Annotated in this window: 18 protein-coding genes; 12 read left to right on the forward strand and 6 right to left on the reverse strand. The window is 74.8% G+C overall.

Annotated elements, in window-relative coordinates; all coding sequences use genetic code 11:
- The first annotated feature begins 3 nt into the window (after nucleotides 1-3).
- The 5 genes from ABRQ22_RS02635 to ABRQ22_RS02655 are packed head-to-tail and all read left to right on the forward strand — an operon-like array spanning nucleotide 4 to nucleotide 5,514.
- Nucleotides 4-1,722, forward strand: a complete 1,719-nt coding sequence (locus ABRQ22_RS02635; RefSeq protein ID WP_353708472.1) for an urease subunit alpha — start codon at nucleotides 4-6, stop codon at nucleotides 1,720-1,722.
- Nucleotides 1,723-1,724: 2 nt separating this feature from the next.
- Nucleotides 1,725-2,633, forward strand: coding sequence for an urease accessory UreF family protein (locus tag ABRQ22_RS02640; protein WP_353708473.1), 909 nt, complete (start codon nucleotides 1,725-1,727; stop codon nucleotides 2,631-2,633).
- A gap of 4 nt (nucleotides 2,634-2,637) precedes the next feature.
- Nucleotides 2,638-3,444, forward strand: a complete 807-nt coding sequence (ureG, locus tag ABRQ22_RS02645) for an urease accessory protein UreG (RefSeq protein WP_253053650.1) — start codon at nucleotides 2,638-2,640, stop codon at nucleotides 3,442-3,444.
- 20 nt (nucleotides 3,445-3,464) lie between these two features.
- The gene (locus tag ABRQ22_RS02650; RefSeq protein WP_353708474.1) at nucleotides 3,465-4,466 is read left to right on the forward strand and encodes an urease accessory protein UreD; all 1,002 of its coding nucleotides are present in this window, start codon (nucleotides 3,465-3,467) and stop codon (nucleotides 4,464-4,466) included.
- A gap of 1 nt (nucleotide 4,467) precedes the next feature.
- Nucleotides 4,468-5,514, forward strand: a complete 1,047-nt coding sequence (locus tag ABRQ22_RS02655) for an energy-coupling factor ABC transporter permease (RefSeq protein ID WP_353708475.1) — start codon at nucleotides 4,468-4,470, stop codon at nucleotides 5,512-5,514.
- A gap of 148 nt (nucleotides 5,515-5,662) precedes the next feature.
- On the opposite strand, the gene ABRQ22_RS02660 is transcribed toward ABRQ22_RS02655, so the two are convergent.
- On the reverse strand, nucleotides 5,663-5,863 hold the full coding sequence (locus ABRQ22_RS02660) for a GNAT family N-acetyltransferase (RefSeq protein WP_353708476.1): 201 nt from the start codon (nucleotides 5,861-5,863) through the stop codon (nucleotides 5,663-5,665).
- Nucleotides 5,864-6,157 carry a hypothetical protein gene (locus ABRQ22_RS02665; protein WP_353708477.1) on the reverse strand — a complete coding sequence of 98 codons (294 nt, stop codon included), beginning with the start codon at nucleotides 6,155-6,157 and terminating at the stop codon, nucleotides 5,864-5,866. It lies immediately after the preceding gene.
- 396 nt (nucleotides 6,158-6,553) lie between these two features.
- Between ABRQ22_RS02665 and urtA the strand changes: the two genes are divergently transcribed.
- The 7 genes from urtA (at nucleotide 6,554) to uca (ending at nucleotide 16,571) form a co-directional block, all read left to right on the forward strand.
- Nucleotides 6,554-7,819: an urea ABC transporter substrate-binding protein gene (gene urtA / locus ABRQ22_RS02670; protein WP_353708478.1), complete on the forward strand. Its 1,266-nt coding sequence runs from the start codon at nucleotides 6,554-6,556 to the stop codon at nucleotides 7,817-7,819.
- A gap of 190 nt (nucleotides 7,820-8,009) precedes the next feature.
- A complete protein-coding gene (gene urtB / locus ABRQ22_RS02675; protein ID WP_353708479.1) occupies nucleotides 8,010-8,894 on the forward strand; it encodes an urea ABC transporter permease subunit UrtB in 885 nt (294 codons plus the stop codon).
- Entirely contained in the window at nucleotides 8,891-10,126 is a 1,236-nt protein-coding gene (gene urtC / locus ABRQ22_RS02680) for an urea ABC transporter permease subunit UrtC (RefSeq protein WP_253052660.1), read from the forward strand. Before urtB ends, urtC begins: the two co-directional genes overlap by 4 nt.
- On the forward strand, nucleotides 10,123-11,067 hold the full coding sequence (gene urtD / locus ABRQ22_RS02685; RefSeq protein ID WP_353708480.1) for an urea ABC transporter ATP-binding protein UrtD: 945 nt from the start codon (nucleotides 10,123-10,125) through the stop codon (nucleotides 11,065-11,067). Before urtC ends, urtD begins: the two co-directional genes overlap by 4 nt.
- Nucleotides 11,067-11,759, forward strand: coding sequence for an urea ABC transporter ATP-binding subunit UrtE (gene urtE / locus ABRQ22_RS02690; RefSeq protein ID WP_253052664.1), 693 nt, complete (start codon nucleotides 11,067-11,069; stop codon nucleotides 11,757-11,759). Before urtD ends, urtE begins: the two co-directional genes overlap by 1 nt.
- Before the next feature lie 120 nt (nucleotides 11,760-11,879).
- Nucleotides 11,880-12,578, forward strand: coding sequence for a GntR family transcriptional regulator (locus ABRQ22_RS02695; protein ID WP_155097874.1), 699 nt, complete (start codon nucleotides 11,880-11,882; stop codon nucleotides 12,576-12,578).
- Between the two features lie 207 nt (nucleotides 12,579-12,785).
- Nucleotides 12,786-16,571 (forward strand): urea carboxylase, encoded by a 3,786-nt coding sequence (uca, locus tag ABRQ22_RS02700; protein WP_353708481.1) that lies wholly within the window; start codon nucleotides 12,786-12,788, stop codon nucleotides 16,569-16,571.
- 22 nt (nucleotides 16,572-16,593) lie between these two features.
- Here uca and ABRQ22_RS02705 read toward each other — a convergent pair whose 3' ends face one another.
- The 4 genes from ABRQ22_RS02705 to ABRQ22_RS02720 all read right to left on the reverse strand — a co-directional run bounded on the left by ABRQ22_RS02705 (nucleotide 16,594) and on the right by ABRQ22_RS02720 (nucleotide 20,418).
- Nucleotides 16,594-16,887, reverse strand: a complete 294-nt coding sequence (locus ABRQ22_RS02705) for a WXG100 family type VII secretion target (RefSeq protein WP_353708482.1) — start codon at nucleotides 16,885-16,887, stop codon at nucleotides 16,594-16,596.
- 123 nt (nucleotides 16,888-17,010) lie between these two features.
- Nucleotides 17,011-17,742, reverse strand: a complete 732-nt coding sequence (locus tag ABRQ22_RS02710) for a hypothetical protein (RefSeq protein ID WP_353708483.1) — start codon at nucleotides 17,740-17,742, stop codon at nucleotides 17,011-17,013.
- A gap of 247 nt (nucleotides 17,743-17,989) precedes the next feature.
- Nucleotides 17,990-19,684 carry a HAMP domain-containing sensor histidine kinase gene (locus tag ABRQ22_RS02715; RefSeq protein ID WP_353708484.1) on the reverse strand — a complete coding sequence of 565 codons (1,695 nt, stop codon included), beginning with the start codon at nucleotides 19,682-19,684 and terminating at the stop codon, nucleotides 17,990-17,992.
- Nucleotides 19,681-20,418, reverse strand: a complete 738-nt coding sequence (locus ABRQ22_RS02720) for a response regulator transcription factor (RefSeq protein WP_253052672.1) — start codon at nucleotides 20,416-20,418, stop codon at nucleotides 19,681-19,683. Before ABRQ22_RS02720 ends, ABRQ22_RS02715 begins: the two co-directional genes overlap by 4 nt.
- Nucleotides 20,419-20,421: the final 3 nt, after the last annotated feature.

Raw genomic sequence — 20,421 nt, forward strand, 5'->3', positions numbered from 1 at the left:
TTCATGGTCGCGATCTCGCGCGAGCGTTATGTCGCGCTGTACGGGCCGACGACGGGGGACCAGGTGCGCCTCGGCGACACCGACCTGTGGATCGAGGTCGAGGAGGACCGCACGTTCGGGGGCGAGGAGGCCGTCTTCGGCGGTGGCAAGTCGATCCGCGAGTCGATGGCGCAGGGAACCACGACCCGCGCCGAGGGCGCGCTCGACACGGTGGTGACGAACGCCGTCGTGCTGGACTGGTGGGGGATCGTCAAGGCCGACGTCGGGATCCGGGACGGGCGGATCGTCGCGCTCGGCCGCGCGGGCAACCCCGACGTCGCGGACGGCGTCCACCCGGACCTGCACATCGGCCCGTCGACCGACGTCGTGAGCGGCGAGGGCAAGATCCTCACCGCGGGCGGCATCGACTCGCACGTGCACCTCATCTCGCCGTCCCAGGTGGTCGAGGCGCTCGCGACGGGCATCACGACCGTCGCGGGCGGCGGGACCGGGCCGAGCGAGGGCACGAAGGCCACGACGGTCACGCCCGGCGCCTGGCACCTCGAGGCGATCCACCGCGCGCTGGACCGGCTCCCCGTGAACGTCCTGCTGCTCGGCAAGGGCAACACGGTGAGCGCCGAGAGCCTGCGCGAGCAGGCCATGGCCGGCGCGGGCGGCTACAAGGTGCACGAGGACTGGGGCTCGACCCCGGCCGCGATCGACGCCGCTCTGCGCGCCGCCGAGGACTGGGGGCTCCAGGTCGCGCTGCACTCCGACTCGCTCAACGAGGCCGGGTTCGTCGAGTCGACGCTGCGCGCGATCGGCGGACGCTCGATCCACGCGTTCCACGCCGAGGGCGCGGGCGGTGGCCACGCGCCCGACATCCTCACCGTCGCGAGCCACCCGAACGTCATCCCCGGCTCGACGAACCCGACCCTCCCGCACACGGTCAACACGGTCGCCGAGCACCTCGACATGCTCATGGTCTGCCACCACCTCAACCCGCACGTCGCGGAGGACCTCGCGTTCGCCGAGTCGCGCATCCGCGGCACCACCATCGCGGCCGAGGACGTGCTCCACGACCTCGGCGCCATGTCCATCACGTCGTCCGACGCGCAGGCCATGGGCCGCATCGGCGAGGTGGTCACGCGCACGTGGCAGGTCGCGCACGTCATGAAGGCCCGGCGCGGCGCGCACCCCGGCGGCGCGCGCGGGCCCGAGCTCCCGGCCGACAACCTGCGCGCCCGGCGCTACGTCGCGAAGTACACGATCAACCCCGCGGTCGCGCACGGGATCGACGCGTACGTGGGATCGGTCGAGCCGGGCAAGGTCGCGGACCTCGTGCTGTGGGAGCCCAAGCTCTTCGGTGTCCGCCCGAGCGTCGTCATGAAGGGCGGCGCGCTCGTGTGGGGCGCGCTCGGCGACCCCAACGCGTCCATCCCGTCGCCGCAGCCCGTGCTCATGCGTCCGGCGCTCGCCGACGCGATCGGCGCCGACGTGTCGATGTCGTTCGTCTCGCCCGCCGCGCTCGACGACGGCCTGGAGGAGCGGCTCGGGCTCGCCCGGCAGCTCCTCCCGGTCGCGGACACGCGCGACGTCGGCAAGGCGCAGATGAAGAACAACGACTACCTGCCGCAGATCGAGATCGACCCCGAGTCCTTCGCGATCGAGGTCGACGGCGAGCTCGTCGTCCCCGCCCCCGCCGACCGGCTGCCCCTCGCGCAGCTCTACTCGCTGTTCTAGCCATGAGCGCGATGCCGGAGGTCGACGGGGAGGGGCGCGCGGAGCTCATGCTCGCGCTGCTCGCGGACGCGCGCCTGCCGACCGGCGGGCACACGCAGTCCGCGGGCCTCGAGCCCGCGCTGCGGGCGGGCATGCCCGCGGCGCAGGTTCCCGACTACGTGCGCGCGCGCCTCGCCACGGTCACGCGCGTCGAGGCGGCCACGGCGGTCGTCGCGCGGCACGTCGCGCTCGCGGCCGGTCCTGTGCCCGACGGCGCGGGGTCGCCCCCCGCGGGCGGCGCGTCGTCCGCCGGGGTGCCCGACGGCGTCGCGTCGGCGTCGCGCGGTCTCGCCGACACGTGGCTCGCCTGGACGGCCCGGACGCCGTCGTCCGCGCTCCGTGAGACGTCGCGACGGCTCGGCCGCGGCTACCTCCGGCTCCTGCGCCGGCTGTGGGAGGGGCATCCGGCCGTCGTCGCGCTGGACGAGGCGGCGGTGCTGGTCGCCGACGCGCGACGTGCCGACGGGGTGTCGGACCCGGGCGCGGGCGCCACGTCGGCCACGCGAGCGGTGCCGGGCGGCGGAGCAGACCCGGGCGGCCGGGCGACGACGGGCCGCAGGGCGCCGCAACCCCCACGACCCGTGGTGCTCGGCGTGACGGCCGCGTGCGCGGGGCTGTCCGCGCGGCAGGTCGCGCGCCTCGTCGGGTACGAGGACGTGCAGACCGTCGCCGCGGCGACGCTCAAGCTCGAGCCCGTCGACCCGGTCGTCGCGACCGGCTGGGTCGTCGCCGCCCAGCCCGTGATCGACGCGCTCGCCCGCGCCGTGGCCGACCTGACCGACCCCCGCGCGATCCCCGCGCACGGCGCACCGCTCGTCGAGCAGTGGGCCGAGCTCCACTCCCGCACCACCGAGAGGCTGTTCAGTGCCTGACATCCTGCCTGAGACCACTCCCGACACCCGCTCGCTGCGCCTCGGCGTCGCCGGACCCGTCGGCACGGGAAAGAGCTCGCTCATCGCGCTCCTGTGCCGCGAGCTGTCCGGCGTGCTGCAGCTCGGCGTCATCACCAACGACATCTACACCGACGAGGACGCGCGCTTCCTGCGCTCGGCGGGCGTGCTCGACCCGGAGCGCATCCGCGCCGTCGAGACCGGAGCGTGCCCGCACACCGCGATCCGCGACGACGTGACCGCCAACCTGCTCGCGGTCGAGGACCTCGAGGAGGACTTCGCGCCGCTCGACGTCGTGCTCGTCGAGTCGGGCGGCGACAACCTCACCGCCACGTTCTCGCCCGCGCTCGTCGACGCGCAGATCTTCGTGCTCGACGTGGCGGGCGGCGGGGACGTCGCCCGCAAGGGCGGCCCCGGCATCGCGCGGGCCGACCTGCTCGTCGTCAACAAGACGGACCTCGCGCCCTACGTGGGCGTCGACGTGCCGCGGATGGTCCTCGACGCGACGGCCGCGCGCGACGGCGCCCCGGTGCTCGCCCTCTCGCGCCTCGACCGCGAGTCGATCGACGCGCTCACCACGTGGGTGCAGACGCTGCTCGCCGCGCACCGCGCGGGCGCGCACGTGCCGCAGGACCCGGGGCCGATGGCGCCCCACTTCCACGCGGACGAGGACGGCAACGGGTTCCTCCACACGCACGAGGAGGGCGACGCGGCGCACGCGCACGACCACTCCCACGCCGACGAGCACGACGGCGCCGCGGCCGAGCCGGTGGCCGCCGCCGGGCGCGACTGAGGCGCGGCGGCGAGGCGCCGATGGACGACGTGACGCGCGTCGGCGCGTACCGGGAGGCGGGTCGCGTGCGGTGCGACCTGCGTCCCGGCGCGCTGAGCCCGCGCGTCCTGTCCGCGGGGCGCGGCGTGGCCCGGGTCGCGCTCGTCGCGACGCGCGCGCTGCTCCTCGGGGGCGACCACGTGCGGGTCGAGGTGCACGTGGGGGAGGGCGTCGAGCTCGAGCTCGTCGAGGTGTCGGGCACCGTCGCGTACGCCGGGCGCGGCCGGTCGGCGTCGTGGGAGGTCGACGTGCGGGTCGACGCCCGCGGCCTCCTCGTGTGGGACGCGCTGCCGTTCGTCGTCGCGGACGGGGCCGACGTCGCGCGCTCCACGCGCGTGACGCTCGCCGCGGGCGACGCGCACGGTGCAGGGGGCGCCGCGCTGCTGCGCGAGACGCTCGTCCTGGGCCGCTCCGGAGAAGCAGGAGGGCGGCTGCGCTCGCGCACGCGCGTCGACGTGTCGGCGCCGGGTGCCACCCGGACATCCGGTGGTGTCGGCGGGACCGGTGAGTCGGCGGCGCCGGAGGGGTCGGGACCCCCATGGCAGAACGACCCGGCAGGGCCGGAGCACGTGCGCGAGCTCTTCGTCGAGGACCTCGACCTCGGCGACGACCGCGCACTGCCCGGGATCCTCGGCGACGCTCGCGTCGTCGACTCGGTGCTGTGCCTCGGCACCCGGCCGCCCGCGCCCGCCTCGGTCCCCGAGGAGACCACGCCTCGCCGTCCACCGCCGCGGACGTCCGCACCCTTCGGGCCTCTGCGGCTCGACCTCGACGGACCCGGCGCGGTCGCCCGCCACCTCGGCGCGAGCACCCACGACGCCGGCATCGACGTCGTCGTGGCGGCCTGGACGACGGCGGCCCGGGCGGCCCGGGCCGACCTCGCCGGCCCGCCACGCGACGCGACGCCGTCCCCGAGCGTCGCCGCACCCGTGGACACCGACCACACCGACCCCCGCACGACACTGCTGACGACAGGAGCCTGACATGCACGTCCCCGACCACTTCCTGAACGACCCCACGTCGGCGACGACCGCCGTCGTCTCCCTCGCCGCCGTCGGCTACGCCGCGTACCGGGCGCGCGAGGACCTCACCCCGCGCCGCATCGCCCTCACGGCGGCGACGACCGGGTTCGTCTTCGCCGTCCAGATGCTCAACTACCCCGTCGCGGCGGGCACGAGCGGGCACCTCATGGGCGGGGCGCTCGCCGCCGCGCTCGTCGGGCCGTGGCTCGGCGTGCTGTCCGTGACGCTCGTGCTGCTCGTCCAGTCCCTCGTCTTCGCGGACGGCGGTCTCACCGCGCTGGGGACGAACGTGCTGCTCATGGCGGTGGTCGGGACCCTCGTCGGCTGGGCGATGACCCGCGGGGTGCTGCGGCTGACGCGCGGCCGGGGCGCGGCCGGTGCCGCGGGCGTCGGGGCGCTCGTGAGCGTCCCCGTGTCCGCGGCGGTGTTCGCCGGGCTGTTCGCCGTCGGCGGGACGGTGCCGGTCCCGGTGGGCGAGCTCGTCGGCCAGATGCTCTCCGTGCACGCGGTGATCGGGCTCGGCGAGGCGCTCATCACGGCGGGCGTCGTCGGGCTCGTGCTCGCCGTCGCCCCGGGAGCCGCGGCGGTCGAGGGCGTGGCGCGCTCCGCGGCGAGCCGCGCCGTCGTGCCCGACGCCGCGGCCTCGCCGGGTGCAGCGGTCTCGCCTCGTCCTGTCGGGTCGCTCGCGGCGGCACCCGCCGGCGCGCTGCGCCGCGCCGTCCTCGCGCTCGGCTCGGGCGCGCTGCTCGCCGCGGTCGTCGTGTCGTCGTTCGCGGCGGCCACGCCGGACGGCCTCGAGGCGACGGCCGCGTCGGTCGGCTTCGCCGACGCGGCGCGCGACCACGCGTTCGCGGGGATGCCGCTCGCCGACTACGGCGAGGCCGGCGGGATCTTCGTCGGCGTCGCGGGCCTCGTCGGCGTGGCCCTCGTCGTCGCGCTCACGGCCGGGCTCCTCGCCACCGCCCTGCACGCGACCACCCGCCGCGCGGCGACCGGACCGGCCGCCTGACGAGCGTGCGCACCCGCGGAAGACCACCGAGGGAGAGCCCTGGTCGGCCGAGGTAGAGCCCTGGTCGGCCGAGGGAGAGCCCTGGTCGGCGTCGGTTGATGAGCAGGCTGCACCTGACGCCCCCGCGCTGCCGCTCCTCGGCCTCGCCCTACCGGACCAACCGGATCTCGACGATCCCGCCGAAGCGGGTGTCGGCGTGCCGAGGCCCGTCGGGCTCGAACCCGTTGCGCGCGTAGAAGCGCCGCGCGCGCGGGTTCTCCTCGGCCACCCAGACCTGTGCCGGCCCGGGCGGCACGACGACGTCGAGCAGGGCCTGTCCCGTCCCCGTCCCGTGGTGCTCGGGCAGCACCTACAGCGCGTACAGCTCGACGTCCCGCACAGGCGCGTGGCCGCCGACTTCCCGCGACGGGCCGCCGATGCCGAACCCGACCACCGCGTCGTCCACCTCCGCGACGATGATCCGGCTTCGGCCAGGCGGAGCCTCCGGCCCGAGCCGGCGCTTCCACGACGAGGTGCGTTCCTCGAGGGTGGCGGTCTGCCAGAACGAGTCGGGCACGAGGTCGGCGTAGGTCGCGCGCCACACGGTGTGGTGCACGAACGCGAGACGCGTGGCGTCGTCGGGCTCGGCGGATCGGAGCAGCACGGGGCGAGCGTAGTCGCGAGGTAGAGCTCCGGTCCCGCGAGGTAGAGACGAGGTTCGAGAACGCTCCACGACCACGGCTCTACCTCGGCAGACCCAGGTTCTACCTCGGCTGACCGGGGCTCTACCTCGGCCGACCGGGGAGTCTGCCTCGAGAGACGTTCCCGGGCGCGTGACCGGATCGTGACCGTGTGACACGTGCCGTTAACAGGACGGGCAGATCGGCCGAAACACGGCGTCACTAGCGTCGACATCAGTGGGCACCGCTACGGGCACAGCAGCGTATACATGCCTGTACCCGGTGCTCGCGGCGAGCGACCGCCTGCCCGGCGGCCGCCGGCCCCCTGCTGAGAAACCTGCGGAGAACTCCGCTGTGCGACCCTCGCTGAAAGGACTCTCGTGACACCTTCACGCGCCACGACCCGTCTCGCCCCGGCTGCCGCTCTCGTCGCCCTCGCGCTCACGCTCACCGCGTGCGGCGCGAGGACGGAGACCGGCGACGGAGCGGGCGCCGCGACCAGCGCCGCCGAGAGCTGCGTCGACACCTCCGGCGACACCGTCAAGATCGGCTTCCTCAACTCGCTGTCCGGCACCATGGCGATCTCCGAGCAGACCGTCGCCGACTCCCTCGCCCTCGCGGCGGAGGAGATCAACGCCGACGGCGGCGTGCTCGGCAAGCAGCTCGAGATCGTCCAGGAGGACGGCCAGTCCGAGCCCACGGTCTTCGCCGAGAAGGCGGAGAAGCTCATCACGAGCGACTGCGTCGCCGCGGTGTTCGGCGGCTGGACGTCCGCGTCGCGCAAGGCGATGCTCCCCGTCTTCGAGGCGCAGGACTCGCTGCTCTTCTACCCGGTCCAGTACGAGGGCCTCGAGTCGTCGCCGAACATCTTCTACACCGGCGCCACGACCAACCAGCAGATCGTCCCCGCGCTCGACTACCTCAAGGAGCAGGGGGTCACCTCGATCTTCCTCGTCGGCTCCGACTACGTCTTCCCGCGCACGGCGAACAAGATCATCAACGCCTACGCGGAGGCGAACGGCATCGAGGTCCTCGGCGAGGAGTACGCGCCGCTCGGCCACACCGACTTCTCCACGATCGTCAACAAGGTGAAGTCCGCCAGGGCGGACGCCGTGTTCAACACGCTCAACGGCGACTCCAACGTCGCGTTCTTCAAGGAGTACAAGAACGCGGGCCTGGGCCCGGACACCATGCCCGTCGTGTCGGTGTCGATCGCGGAGGAGGAGGTGGGCGGCGTCGGCGTCGAGAACGTCGAGGGCCAGCTCACGGCCTGGAACTACTACCAGACCATCGACAGCCCGGAGAACGCGACGTTCGTCGAGGCGTTCCAGGCCGAGTACGGCGCCGACCGCGTGACGTCCGACCCGATGGAGGCGGCGTACACGTCGCTCTACCTGTGGAAGGGCATGGTCGAGAAGGCGGAGTCGTTCGACGTCGCCGACGTCCAGGAGGCCGCGGACGGCGTCACGTTCGACGCGCCGGAGGGCTCCGTCACCGTGAACGGCGACAACCACCACATCGCCAAGACCGCCCTCATCGGCAAGATCGGCCCCGACGGCCTCATCTACACCGAGTGGAGCTCGGGCGAGCCGATCGAGCCCGACCCGTACCTCGAGGGCTACGACTGGGCCGAGGGCCTCTCCTGACGACTTCGTCGCTCCCGACCCGCTGAGTCCGGCGGGGACCGGGGGTGTGCGTGCCGGGTCTACCATCCGCCCGCTCGTTCCTCGCGGGCTCCCGCCAGTCCCGCCACGACCCGGCACGCACACCCCCGGCCCCCACCTCGGCGGTCACGTCACCCGTCCTGCTACGCACCCACCGGAAGGCACGACGCCCATGGATGTGCTGTTCTCGCAGCTCTTCGCGGGGCTGAGCCTCGGCTCGGTCCTGCTCCTCGCCGCCCTCGGGCTGGCGCTCACGTTCGGCCAGATGGGCGTGATCAACATGGCGCACGGCGAGTTCATGATGGCGGGCGCCTACACGGCGTTCGTCGTGCAGGGGGTCGTCGGCAACGCCGGCGTCTCGCTGCTCGTGTCGCTGCCGCTCGGGTTCCTCGTCGGCGGTCTGCTCGGCCTCCTGCTCGAGGCGACGCTCATCCACCGCATGTACAAGCGGCCGCTCGACACGCTCCTCGTCACGTGGGGCGTCGCGCTCGTGCTGCAGCAGGTCGCGCGCGACGTGTTCGGCGCTCCGAACGTCGACGTGCGCGCCCCGGCCTGGCTGAGCGGCGCCGTCGACCTGTTCGGCCTGGCCGTGCCCAAGACGCGCCTCTTCATCCTCGCGCTCGCGGTCGTCGCGGTCGTCGCTCTCGCCGTCGTGCTCAAGGTGACGCCGCTCGGGCGGCGGATCCGCGCCGTCGTGCAGAACCGCGACCTCGCCGAGGCGAGCGGCGTCTCCACACGGACGACGGACCGCCTGACGTTCTTCATCGGGTCCGGTCTCGCCGGCATCGCGGGGGTCGCGCTCACGCTCCTCGGGTCCATCGGCCCCACGCTCGGCACGAGCTACATCGTCGACGCGTTCCTCGTCGTCGTCGCGGGCGGCATCGGGCAGATCAAGGGCACGGTCATCGCGGCGTTCGCGCTCGGGCTGCTCCAGGCGACCTTCGAGTACTCGACGACGGCGAGCATCGCCAAGGTGCTCGTGTTCGTCGTCATCGTCGTCTTCCTCCAGGTGCGACCCCAGGGCCTCGTGTCGGTCCGGACGAGGAGCCTCGCATGAGCGCCGTCACCACCGAGAGCCCGTCGCGGCTCTCCGCCCTGTACCGCTCGTCACGCGCCCGCGTGATCGTCGGGTTCGCCGTCGCCGCGGTCCTGCTGTTCGCCGTCGCGCCCGCGACGCTCTCCACGTTCCGGCTCGGCCTGCTCGGCAAGTTCCTGTGCCTCGCGATGGTTGCCGTCGGCATCGGCCTCGCGTGGGGCCGCGGGGGAATGCTCACGCTCGGGCAGGGCGTGTTCTTCGGCCTCGGCGCCTACCTCATGGCGATGCACCTCAAGCTCGCCGACGCCGGGCCGGTCGAGGGATCCGGTGGCGTGCCGGACTTCATGATGCTGTACGGCTCGGGCGAGGTGCCGGGCTGGTGGGAGCCGTTCCGGTCGCCGGTCGTGACGATCCTCGCCATCGCGATCGTGCCTGCCGGTCTCGCGGCGCTGCTCGGGTTCGCCGTCTTCACGCGGCGCGTGCGCGGCGCGTACTTCGCGATCCTCTCCCAGGCGCTCGCGGCGGCGTTCGCGATCCTGCTCATCGGCCAGCAGGCGACGACGGGTGGCACCAACGGCCTCAACGGGTTCCGGTCGTTCTTCGGGTACGACCTCGCGGACCCGGTGAACAAGCGCATGCTCTTCTTCCTCGCCGCGGGCGCCCTGCTCGTCATGGTCGCGATCGCGCGCCAGCTCATGGTGTCGCGGTACGGCGAGCTGCTCGTCGCCGTGCGCGACCAGGAGAACCGCGTCCGGTTCCTCGGCTACGACCCCGCGAAGGTCAAGGTCGTCGCGTACGCCGTCGCCGCGTTCATGGCCGCCGTGGGCGGCGCCCTGTTCGTCCCGATCGTCGGCATCATCTCGCCCGCCGACGTGGGCGTCGTCCCGTCGATCGGGTTCCTCGTCGGCGTCGCGATCGGCGGCCGGGCCACCCTGCTCGGCCCGGTGCTCGGGTCGATCGCCGTGAGCTGGGCGCAGACGAGCCTCTCCGAGGCGTTCCCGTCCGGCTGGATCTACGCGCAGGGCGCGCTCTTCATCGTCGTCGTCGCGTTCCTGCCCGGCGGGCTCGCCGAGCTGGTCACGCGGTGGCGCCGCTCGCGCCGCGGCACCGTGCCCGACGGCGGCGCACCCGCCCCGGCAGACGGCGGCACCCCGGCCGGGGGCCGCCCGGGCGAGCCGGACCCTGGTGACCCGACGGCCGAGGCGCCGACCGCCGTCGACCATGACCCCGCCACCTCCGGGAGGACCGCATGACCACGCAACCCACCGGACCGGCGTCGGGCACGGCGCCGGCGCCCGAGGCGGGCGCCGTCCTCGAGACCGGCGTCGCGGGCGACGGGCTCGACCTCGAGGCGGCGCAGTCCGTCCTCGGCGTCGACGACTCGCGCTTCCGGCACGACTACCTCGAGGTGCGCGACCTGCGCGTCGAGTTCGACGGGTTCGTCGCCGTCCAGGGCGTCGACCTCACCGTCACCGCGGGGGACCTCCGGTTCCTCATCGGGCCCAACGGCGCGGGCAAGACGACGATCGTCGACGCGATCACGGGCCTCGCCGCGGCGTCGGGGTCGGTGCAGTTCGGCGGGGTCGACCTGCTCGGCAAGAAGACGCACCGCATCGCGCGGGCCGGCGTCGGGCGGACGTTCCAGACGGCGAGCGTGTTCGAGGAGCTCAGCGTGCTCCAGAACCTCGACATCGCCGCGGGGGCGGGCCGCGGGCCGCTCGCGCTCCTGCGGCGTCGGACGTCGACGCCCGAGGCCGTCGAGCAGGCGCTCGAGACCGTGGGCCTCGCGCATCTGCGCGACGTCCAGGCCGGGATCCTCGCGCACGGGCAGAAGCAGTGGCTCGAGATCGGGATGCTGCTCGTCCAGGACGCTCGCCTGCTGCTGCTCGACGAGCCCGTCGCGGGCATGAGCCAGGCCGAGCGCGAGCAGACCGGGGAGCTGCTGCAACGGATCGGCGCCCAGCGGACGGTCGTCGTCGTCGAGCACGACATGGAGTTCCTCCGGGCGTTCGCGTCCTCGGTGACGGTGCTGCACCTCGGGCAGGTGCTCGCCGAGGGCACGTACGCCGAGGTGCAGGCCGACCCACGCGTGCAGGAGGTCTACCTCGGCAGCGCGGGCGCGACCCGCGGTGCCCGACGGCGGGGCGCGGCGCCCACGTCGGCGGCCCCGACGACCGACGAGAAGGAGGCGTGATGCTCGAGCTCACGGGCCTGCACGCGGGCTACGGCCGGACGATGGTGCTGCACGGCGTCGACCTCGCGGTGCCGACGGGCGGTGTCGCCGCCGTGCTGGGGCACAACGGCGCCGGCAAGACGACGCTGCTGCGGACCGCGCTCGGGCTGCTCAAGGCCCGGTCGGGGCGCGTCGTGCTCGACGGCGAGGACGTCACCCGGCTGCCCACCTACCAGCGGGTGCGGCGCGGTCTCGCGTACGTGCCGCAGGGGCAGCAGTCGTTCGGCGACCTCACGGCGCGCGAGAACCTCCAGCTCGTCGCCGACACGTCGCGCGAGGGGCCGCGACGCCTCGACGAGGCGCTCGACCTGTTCCCGGCGCTGCGCGGGCTCCTCGGCCGACGGGCCGGGCTCCTGTCCGGCGGGCAGCGGCAGCAGCTCGCGATAGCGCGCGCCCTCGTCACCGGCCCGCGCGTGCTCGTGCTCGACGAGCCGACCGAGGGCATCCAGCCGTCCGTCGTCACCGAGATCGAGGACGCGATCCTCACGCTCACCGACGCGGGCGGCCTGTCGGTGCTGCTGGTCGAGCAGCACGTCGGGTTCGCGCTCGGCGCCGCGCGCGACTACGTCGTCCTGCAGTCCGGGCGCGTGACGAGCCGGGGGTCCGGCGGCGAGGCCGCCGAGGAGAGCGTCCGTGCCGCGATGGCGGTGTGACGGTCCGGGCGGCGTCGACCGGTCGCGTGCCGCGCGACGGCCGGACGGGGCGGCGCGGTGCGAGAGGATGGAGGCAGGGCAGGAGCACGACGCACGGGCCGGACGACCAGGAGACGCCGCATGGACATCGTGACCGCGCCGGAACCGGCAGCGACCTCGCTGCGCGACGCCGTCTACACACGGCTCCGCGCGGAGATCCTCAACGGCCGGGTCGACCCGCGCGAGCGGCTCACCGAGCCCAAGCTGAGCCGGCGGTTCGAGGTGTCGCGCACCCCGGTGCGCGAGGCGTTGTCCCGGCTCCTGTCCGACGGGCTCATCCAGCGCACCGACTTCGGGTACGCCGTCGTCGTGCCCAGCCTCGCCGAGCTGCGCGACCTCTACGAGCTGCGCGTGACGCTCGAGCTGCGCGGGGTCGAGCGCATCATCGAGAACACCGAGCTGCGCTACGACGCCGACGCGCTGCGCGACGAGCTCGCCCGGTGGGTCGAGCTGCGCGCCGCGCCGCCCGAGCCCGACCCGAGCTTCGTGCTCCTCGACGAGCGCTTCCACACCGTGCTGTCCCGGGCCGCGGGGAACGAGCGGCTGACCGAGGCGCTCGTCGAGGTCAACGAGAAGGTGCGCGCGGTGCGCATGTACGACTTCGTCGAGTCCGAGCGCATCCGGATCACCATCGACGAGCACATCGAGATCCTCGAGCTCGCGCTCGCCGACCGCCTCCCCGAGGCCCGCACCGCGCTCCACCTGCACGTGGGCGAGTCGCTCGCCGTCGTCATGGAACGAGCGGCCCGAGCCCTCTCCCGCATGGCCCTCGCGGTCTGAGGGCCCTGCGCCGAACAGGTGGTCCGGGCTCCTCCTGCGCGGCCGACGCGCCGGGATCGCCTGTTCGGCCTGCCGGGTCGCCTGTTCGGGCGTGGTGACCTGACGTCGTGCGGACGACGCCCGGGCGGCACGGACGGGTTCTAGGCTGGGGCCGTTCTGTCCGACGGCGAGGCGCGGCCTCGTCCGCGCACCGGCCCGGGGAGGGCGATGGCCGCCACGCTGCTCGTCGCGAACCGCGGCGAGATCGCCTGCCGCGTGCTGCGCAGCGCGCGGGGGCTCGGGCTGCGCACCGTCGCCGTGCACTCCGACGCGGACCGCGGCGCCCGCCACGTCCGGCTCGCGGACCAGGCGGTGCGGATCGGTCCCGCTCCGGTCGCCGAGTCCTACGACGACGGTCGCCGGCTGCTCGACGCGGCGCTCGCCGCGGGCGCGGACCTCCTGCACCCGGGCTACGGGTTCCGCGCGGAGGACGCCGACTTCGCCGCAGCGGTCGAGGCGGCGGGCGTGGCGTTCGCGGGGCCGACGCCCGAGCAGCTCCGCGTCCTCGGCGACAAGGCGCGCGCCCGGGTGCTCGCGCAGGAGTGCGGCCTCCGGGTGCTGCCCGGGTCGCCGGTGCTGGGCGGGCTGGAGGACGCGCTCGGCTGGGCGCAGGAGATCGGCTTCCCGCTCGTGCTCAAGGACGCGGGCGGCGGGGGCGGGACGGGCGTGCACGTGTGCCGCGACGCGGAGGCGCTCGCCGCGGCGTGGCGGCGGGAGTCGTCGCGCCCGGGGTCGTCCGGGCGGTTGTTCGTCGAGCGCCACGTCGACCGGGCGCGGCATCTCGAGGTGCAGCTCTTCGGCGACGGCGCGGGTCGTGTGGTCTCGCTCGGAGACCGGGACTGCTCGCTCCAGCGCCGCCACCAGAAGGTCGTCGAGGTCGCGCCCGCGCCCGGACTCGACCCCGGCGTCCGCAGGGCCCTGCACGACGGCGCACGTCGCCTCGCGGCGCGCGTCGGGCTGCGCTCCGCCGCGACGCTGGAGGCGCTGCTCGACGTCGGTTCCGGCGAGGTCACGTTCCTCGAGGTGAACCCGCGGATCCAGGTCGAGCACACCGTGACCGAGGAGGTCACCGGTGTCGACCTGATGGGCTGGATGCTGCGCCTCGCCCTCGGCGACACGACCGTGCTCGACGACGTGCCGCCGTCGGGACCCGCGGTCCGGGGGGCGGCGGCGCAGGCGCGCGTCTACGCCGAGGACGTGCGGCACGGCCGACCCGTCGCGGGCACGCTCGCGCGGCTCGACCTCCCGGCCGGGCGCGCGGCGACGGACGACGGCGGCACCACCGCGGACCGGCGGCGCGCGGTCCGGGTCGAGACCGGCGCGAGCGTGGGCGACGAGCTCGGTCCGCACGCCGACCCGTTGGTCGCGAAGGTGGTCGTGCGCGCCGTGTCGCACGAGGCCGCGGTCGCGGGGCTGAGCGACGCGCTGGGCGACGTGCGCGTCGACGGCGTCCCGACGAACGTGTCGCTGCTGCGCGCGGCGCTCGCGGACCCTGCCGTGGTCGCGGGCACGGCGACCACGGCGACCCTCGCCACGGTGCGGGACCCCGCACCCTGGATCGACGTGCTCGACCCGGGAGTCCTCACGACGGTCCAGGACTGGCCGGGACGCACGGGCTACTGGGGCGTGGGGATCCCGCCGTCGGGACCGATGGACGACCTGTCCTTCCGCGCCGGGAACCGCGCGCTCGGCAACCCCGAGGGCGCGGCCGGGCTCGAGTGCACCCTGGCCGGCCCGACCCTCCGGTTCTCCCACGAGGCCACGGTGTGCGTCACCGGCGCGCCGGCGCCCGTCACGGTCGACGGTGCGCGCGTCCGGCAGTGGGAGCCGGTCGTGATCCCGGCGAGCGGCGTGCTCGCCGTCGGCGCGCCGCACGGCGTCGGGCTGCGGACCTACGTGCTCGTCAGGGGCGGGCTGGACGTCCCGGCGTATCTCGGGTCGGCGGCGACGTTCGTCCTCGGCGCCGTCGGCGGCCAGGCCGGGCGCGCGCTCGGGGCGGGGGACGTGCTGACCCCGGCGGACGGCGCCGCGCTCGCGAGGCATACAGGACCCGCTGCGGGGCGCCACGCCGGGGCCACCGGTGCGCTGCCCGCGGCGACCGGTGGCCGTCGTCCGGGGACGACGCACGGGCCGGGCCCCGTGCCGACCGGCGACCGCCCTCGGATGGGCCACTCGTGGGAGCTCGCCGTGACGACGGGACCGCAGTCCGCGGCGCTCACGGCGGCGGCGCTGGGCCGGCTGCGGACGTCGTGGTGGCGCGTCCTGCCGCACGCGGACCGGACCGGCGTCCGGCTCGCGGGTCCGCCGCTGACGTGGGTGCGGCCCGACGGCGGGGACGCGGGGCTCCACCCGTCCACCGTGCTCGACAACCCGTACTCGGTGGGTGCGCTGAACATCAGCGGGGACACGCCGATCCTGCTCGGACCGGACGGGCCGAGCCTCGGCGGCTTCGTGTGCGCGCTCACCGTCGTCGCGGGCTCCCGGTGGAAGCTCGGGCAGATGCGCCCGGGAGACGTCGTGCGGTTCGTGACCGTCCACGACGACGGCGCCGACCGGCTGCGTCGAGACGACGCCGCCCGCGCGGCGGCGCGCGTCCCGACCGACGTGCGTGCCGTGCGGGGGCGTGACGCCGACGCGTTCCGCGGGGACGACGTCCCGGCGGCACCGGACCCGGCGCCACGCGTCGGCGGCCGGCCGGCCGTCCGCTACCTGCGTGGCGCCGACGACGCGGTGCTCGTCGAGTACGACGGCGGCTCCGGGCTCGACCTGCACGACCGGCTGCGCGTCCACGCGCTCGCGCAGGGGCTCGAGGCAGAGGCCCCCCGGGGGCTGCTCGACGTGACGCCGGGGGTCCGCACGCTCCACGTGCACGTCGACCCGGACACCCTGCCCGTACCGACCCTGGTGGGGCTGCTGCGCGAGCTGGAGCAGGGCCTGCCCCGCAGCGACGCGATCGAGGTCCCGAGCCGCGTGCTCCGGCTTCCGCTGAGCTGGGAGGACCCCGCGATCCGCGACGCCGTCGAGCGGTACGCGGCCGGGGTCCGGTCCGACGCGCCGTGGCTGCCGTCCAACGTCGACTTCGTCCGGCGGGCCAACGGGCTCGCGACCGTCGACGACGTGCGGCGCACCGTCCTCGACGCCGAGTACCTCGTGCTCGGCCTCGGCGACGTGTACCTCGGCGCCCCGCTCGCCGTGCCGGTCGACCCCCGGCACCGCCTGCTCACGTCCAAGTACACCCCCGCTCGCACGTGGACCCCGTCCGACGCCGTCGGGCTCGGGGGCGCGTTCCTGTGCGTGTACGGCATGGCGAGTCCCGGGGGCTACCAGCTCGTCGGCCGGACGATCCCCGTCTGGTCGGCGCACACCCAGCGGCCGCCGTTCCGCCCGGGCGTCCCGTGGCTCTTCCGGTACTTCGACCGGATCGTGTGGGAGCCGGTCGACCCGGCCGAGCTCGCCGAACGACGCGCGGCGGCCCGCGCGGGGGTCCTCGAGGTCCCGGTGGAGGACGGCGTCTTCTCCGGTCGCGAGCACGCCGCGCTCCTCGCCCGGGAGGCGGACGACATCGCGGCGGTCGTGGCGGCGCGGCGCGCCGCGTTCGGGCGCGAGGCCGCGGCCTGGGCCGAGGCGGGGGAGCTCGTCGGGTCGGCCGCCCGCGCGACCGCGCGCGGCGGACGCGCGTCCGCCGGCGCGCGCGACGCCGCTGGTGCCTCCGCCGACCTCGACGACCCGTCGCGCACCGTCCTGCGCGCACCGCTGGGCGGGGTGGTGTGGCGCGTGGAGACGCCGCCGGGGCGACGCGTCACCGAGGGCACGCCCGTGGTCGTCCTCGAGGCGATGAAGCTCGAGCTGCCCGTGCTGTCCCCGTCCGACGGCCACGTCCTCGACGTCGTGGTGCGCCCCGGCGACCACGTGCGCGCCGGCGACCCTCTCGCCGTCGTCGACCTCGACACCTGACACGCCGCCGGCGCGCCGGCGCCTAACGCGTCGTGAAGAGCCGCGCGGCCCGCGACTCGGCGTCCGCGTACGTCTGGGCGGCCGCGCCGAGCGCCGCCGTGATGTCGTCGAGCGCGAGCTCGACGTGGTTCTGCGTGGTCTGCCACTGCGTCATCACGCCCGTGAACGACGTCGCCGCCCCGCCGCGCCACGACGCCTGCAGGTCGGTGAGGTGGCGCATCATGGCGCCGACCTCGGCCCGGATCGCGGTCACCGACCCGTTCACCGCCGCGCTCGCCTGGGCCACCCGTGCGCTGTCGACCTCGTACCTGCTCATGTCGTCTCCGTCGTCTCGTCGGCCCGCGGACCGTCCTGTGCCCGACACGCGCCGGGCGACGACGACGCTAACCAGGAGACGCCGGGCGCTGCGGGCAGCGACGGCGTCCCTGTGGACGACGGGTCAGGAGGCGGGGCCTGTGGACGGCGTCGACGCCTCTGCCAGCTTGCGCTGCTCCTTGCGCAGCCGCTGCAGCTCCGCGTCGAGGTTCTGCCGCGCGGGCTCCTCCCACGCCGCGCCGAGCGGGCTCGAGAAGAGCGAGCGGCGGTCGAGCAGCTTCGTGAGGATCGCGATCCGGGCCCGCACGTAGTCGGGCTTCGGGATGTGCGCGTACTCGTCGCGCACGTCCTTGAGGTACTCCTTGTAGCGCTGCGGCTCGGCGGCGAGCATCGCGAGGTCGGCGTCGCACAGCACCGCGCAGTCGAAGTCCGACGCGTCCGGCGCGTGCCGCACAAGGGCGTTCACGAGGTACGCGACGCGGCGGACCGCCGGCTCGGGGACCCCCAGGCTCGTGAGCTCGGCGGTCGCGAGCGTGGCGCTCGCGGACTCGTCCTCGCCGCCCTTGTTCGCGTACGTCGCACGGCCCTTCGCGTCGAAGATCGCGCCGTGGTACCAGGCGGCGAGCCGCACCAGGTCGGGGTCGTGGGTCTCCTCGGAGAGCTCGTCGACCCGGCCGAGCACGTCGGCGAGGTGCCGCCGGTTGTGGAAGTGGCGGTCCGGCTGGTCCCAGCGGTCGAGCAGCCCCTGCCCGACGGCGCGGACCTCGTCGTCCGGGGCGGTCGCCCCTGCGCCGCGGGCGCTGCGGACGAACGAGGAGAGGAACCACTGCGGTGCGTCGGCGCTGTAGACGCCCATGAACTTTCGCCTTCTTCGACGGACACTTCGACGGACACGAGGAGATGACGGAGGTCGTCGTCACCAGGTGGGCACCTGGCGCGGAGGCCCCCGCGTCGCCGCGCGGCCTCACGACCAGCCTAGGTCTCGCGGGACGACCCGCCATCGTAGCCGCACTCGGCGCCGGCTCGGGACCGCGGCGACGACCTCCGCGCGTCACGTCGTGCGGACCGGGGCAGACCCGCAGGTGGGACGGGGTGCGCGTCCGTCAGGAGGCGAGCGGGAGGTCCACGCGGACGGTGAGGCCGCCGCCCGTCGTCTCACGCACCGACACGCGCCCCCGGTGCGCGCCCACGATCGCGGCGACGATGGCCAGGCCCAGGCCCGAGCCGCCCGAGGCGCGGTTGCGCGAGGAGTCCGCGCGGTAGAACCGCTCGAACACCCGGCCGCGCTGCTCGTCGGGGACGCCCGGGCCGTGGTCGCGCACCTCGAGCACGGCGACCGTGTCGCGGGCGCCGTCCGGCACGTCGTCGGGGGGCGTCGCGGGGCGGACGGTGCCCAGCGCGATCTCGACCGGCGTCCCCGCGGGCGTGTGGCGCGCGACGTTCCCGACGAGGTTCGCGAGCACCTGGCGCAGGCGGTCCTCGTCGCCGACCACGCGCAGCGCGTCCGGAGCCTGCGCACCGGCCGACAGGCCGACCAGGCGGACGTCCCGGGTCGGGTCGAGCGCGTGCAGGTCCTGCGCGGAGTCGCGTGCGAGCGACACGAGGTCCACCGGCTCGTGCCGCAGCGGTCGACCCTCGTCGAGCCGCGCGAGCGCGAGCAGGTCGTTGACGAGCGTGCCCATGCGGGTCGCCGAGTCCTCGATGCGCCCCATCGTGTCGTCGACCTTGTCGGGCGTGTCGAGCGCCCCCATCCGGTACAGCTCGCCGTAGCCGCGGATCGTCGCGAGCGGCGTGCGCAGCTCGTGGCTCGCGTCGGACACGAACCGCCGCATCCGCTCCTCGGACGCCTCCTGGACCGCGAACGCCTCCTCGATCTGCGAGAGCATCGCGTTGAGCGACGCGGCCAGCGAGCCCACCTCGGTCGTCGGCGGGGCGGGGCGCACGCGCCGCGACAGGTCGCCCGCCGCGATGTCCGCCGCCGTCTCCTCGATCTCGCGCAGCGGGCGCAGCGAGCGGTGCACCGCCAGGAAGGCGATCGCGCCGCCGACGAGCGCGATGCCCAGGGCGGACAGGGCGAGCGTGCGCCCCAGGATCTTCACCGTCTCGTGGATGCCTGTCAGCGGCAGCGCCACGAACGCGCTCTCCACCGCGCCGTCCTCGGTTGGCCGTGTGAGGGCGATGACCCGCCACTGCGTCGGCTGGACGGCCACCCCGAGAGTCGAGGTCGTGGCATCCACGGTGAACGGTTCGCCGTCGAGGGCTCGCAGCTCCGGTTCCGACAGCGCGGGGATGTCGGGGACCCCGTACCGGAGCAGGGTGACGTCGGTCTTGCGCTCGACCTCGGAGCCGTCCGCGAACCGATACAGCACGTAGTAGTCGGAGGGCATGGTCGAGGCTGTCCCGGGCAGGCTCTGGAACGGCTCGTTCGCGAGGTCCTGCGCCGTCCGGTTGAGCTGGTCGTCGACCTGCTCGACCAGATAGCTCGACACGACCGTCGTCGTCACCACCGACGCCAGCCCGAGCCCGGCGGCCAGCAGGAGCACCGTGATCGCGACGAGCCGGGCGCGCAGCGGCACGCGCGCGAACCAGCCCCACCCCTCGGTGGGGACGGGTCGGCCGAAGGGGCGCTCCGCCGTCGGGCCGCCGTCGCCCGGAGAGGAGGGAGCCTCCGCCGCGGAGGTGTCGCCCGTGCCCGACGGCGCGGGGCCGGCTGGGGCCGTGCGCGACCCGGGGGGCGGGGGAGGGGGCGGTGGGACCGGTCGGGACCCCGTCGTCGTGCGGTCGGGGCCGGACGTCATGACGTCGTCGGCGGCTGGCGCAGCAGGTAGCCCACGCCGCGCTTGGTGTGGATGAGCGGCGGGAGGGCGACGGGCTCGCCGTCCGGACCGGGGACGGTGAGGTTGTCGATCTTGCGGCGCAGGTACGAGATGTACGACTCGACGATGTTCGCGTCGCCGCCCCAGTCGTACTGCCACACGTGGTCGAGGATCTGCGCCTTCGAGAGCACGCGGCCCGCGTTGAGCATGAGGTAGCGCAGGAGCTTGAACTCCGTGGGGGACAGGTCGACGTCGATGCCCGCGCGGCGGACCTCGTGCGAGTCCTCGTCCATCTCCAGGTCGGCGAACCGCAGCACCGCGTCCTCGACGGGCTCGGCGTGCGTGCGGCGCAGCACCGCGCGGATGCGCGCCACGACCTCCTCCAGGCTGAAGGGCTTCGTCACGTAGTCGTCGCCGCCGACGGTGAGGCCGGTGATCTTGTCCCGCGTGTCGTCCTTCGCGGTGAGGAAGACGACGGGCGTGTGCTGCCCCTTCTCGCGCAGGCGCCGCGTGACGGTGAACCCGTCCATGTCCGGGAGCATGACGTCGAGCACGACGAGGTCGGGGTCGACGTCCCGCACGAGCCGCAGGGCGCTCTGCCCGTCCGCGGCGGCGTGCACCTCGAACCCGGCGAAGCGCAGGGACGTGGCCAGCAGCTCGCGGATGTTCGGCTCGTCGTCGACGACGACGAGGCGTGCCTCAGGCGTGGTGCTCATGTC

It is taken from the genome of Cellulosimicrobium sp. ES-005, assembly GCF_040448685.1.
GTDB classification, from domain to species: domain Bacteria; phylum Actinomycetota; class Actinomycetes; order Actinomycetales; family Cellulomonadaceae; genus Cellulosimicrobium; species Cellulosimicrobium cellulans_G.

Bases quoted from the DNA above. Each gene is read 5' to 3' on its own strand.
- uca (WP_353708481.1), top strand. From the start codon at position 12,786: ATGGCCGCCACGCTGCTCGTCGCGAACCGCGGCGAGATCGCCTGCCGC.
- ABRQ22_RS02705 (WP_353708482.1), bottom strand. From the start codon at position 16,887: ATGAGCAGGTACGAGGTCGACAGCGCACGGGTGGCCCAGGCGAGCGCG.
- urtE (WP_253052664.1), top strand. From the start codon at position 11,067: ATGCTCGAGCTCACGGGCCTGCACGCGGGCTACGGCCGGACGATGGTG.
- urtD (WP_353708480.1), top strand. From the start codon at position 10,123: ATGACCACGCAACCCACCGGACCGGCGTCGGGCACGGCGCCGGCGCCC.
- ABRQ22_RS02650 (WP_353708474.1), top strand. From the start codon at position 3,465: ATGGACGACGTGACGCGCGTCGGCGCGTACCGGGAGGCGGGTCGCGTG.
- ABRQ22_RS02715 (WP_353708484.1), bottom strand. From the start codon at position 19,684: ATGACGTCCGGCCCCGACCGCACGACGACGGGGTCCCGACCGGTCCCA.
- ABRQ22_RS02655 (WP_353708475.1), top strand. From the start codon at position 4,468: ATGCACGTCCCCGACCACTTCCTGAACGACCCCACGTCGGCGACGACC.
- ABRQ22_RS02635 (WP_353708472.1), top strand. From the start codon at position 4: ATGGTCGCGATCTCGCGCGAGCGTTATGTCGCGCTGTACGGGCCGACG.
- urtC (WP_253052660.1), top strand. From the start codon at position 8,891: ATGAGCGCCGTCACCACCGAGAGCCCGTCGCGGCTCTCCGCCCTGTAC.
- ABRQ22_RS02695 (WP_155097874.1), top strand. From the start codon at position 11,880: ATGGACATCGTGACCGCGCCGGAACCGGCAGCGACCTCGCTGCGCGAC.
- ABRQ22_RS02640 (WP_353708473.1), top strand. From the start codon at position 1,725: ATGAGCGCGATGCCGGAGGTCGACGGGGAGGGGCGCGCGGAGCTCATG.
- urtB (WP_353708479.1), top strand. From the start codon at position 8,010: ATGGATGTGCTGTTCTCGCAGCTCTTCGCGGGGCTGAGCCTCGGCTCG.
- ABRQ22_RS02720 (WP_253052672.1), bottom strand. From the start codon at position 20,418: ATGAGCACCACGCCTGAGGCACGCCTCGTCGTCGTCGACGACGAGCCG.
- ABRQ22_RS02710 (WP_353708483.1), bottom strand. From the start codon at position 17,742: ATGGGCGTCTACAGCGCCGACGCACCGCAGTGGTTCCTCTCCTCGTTC.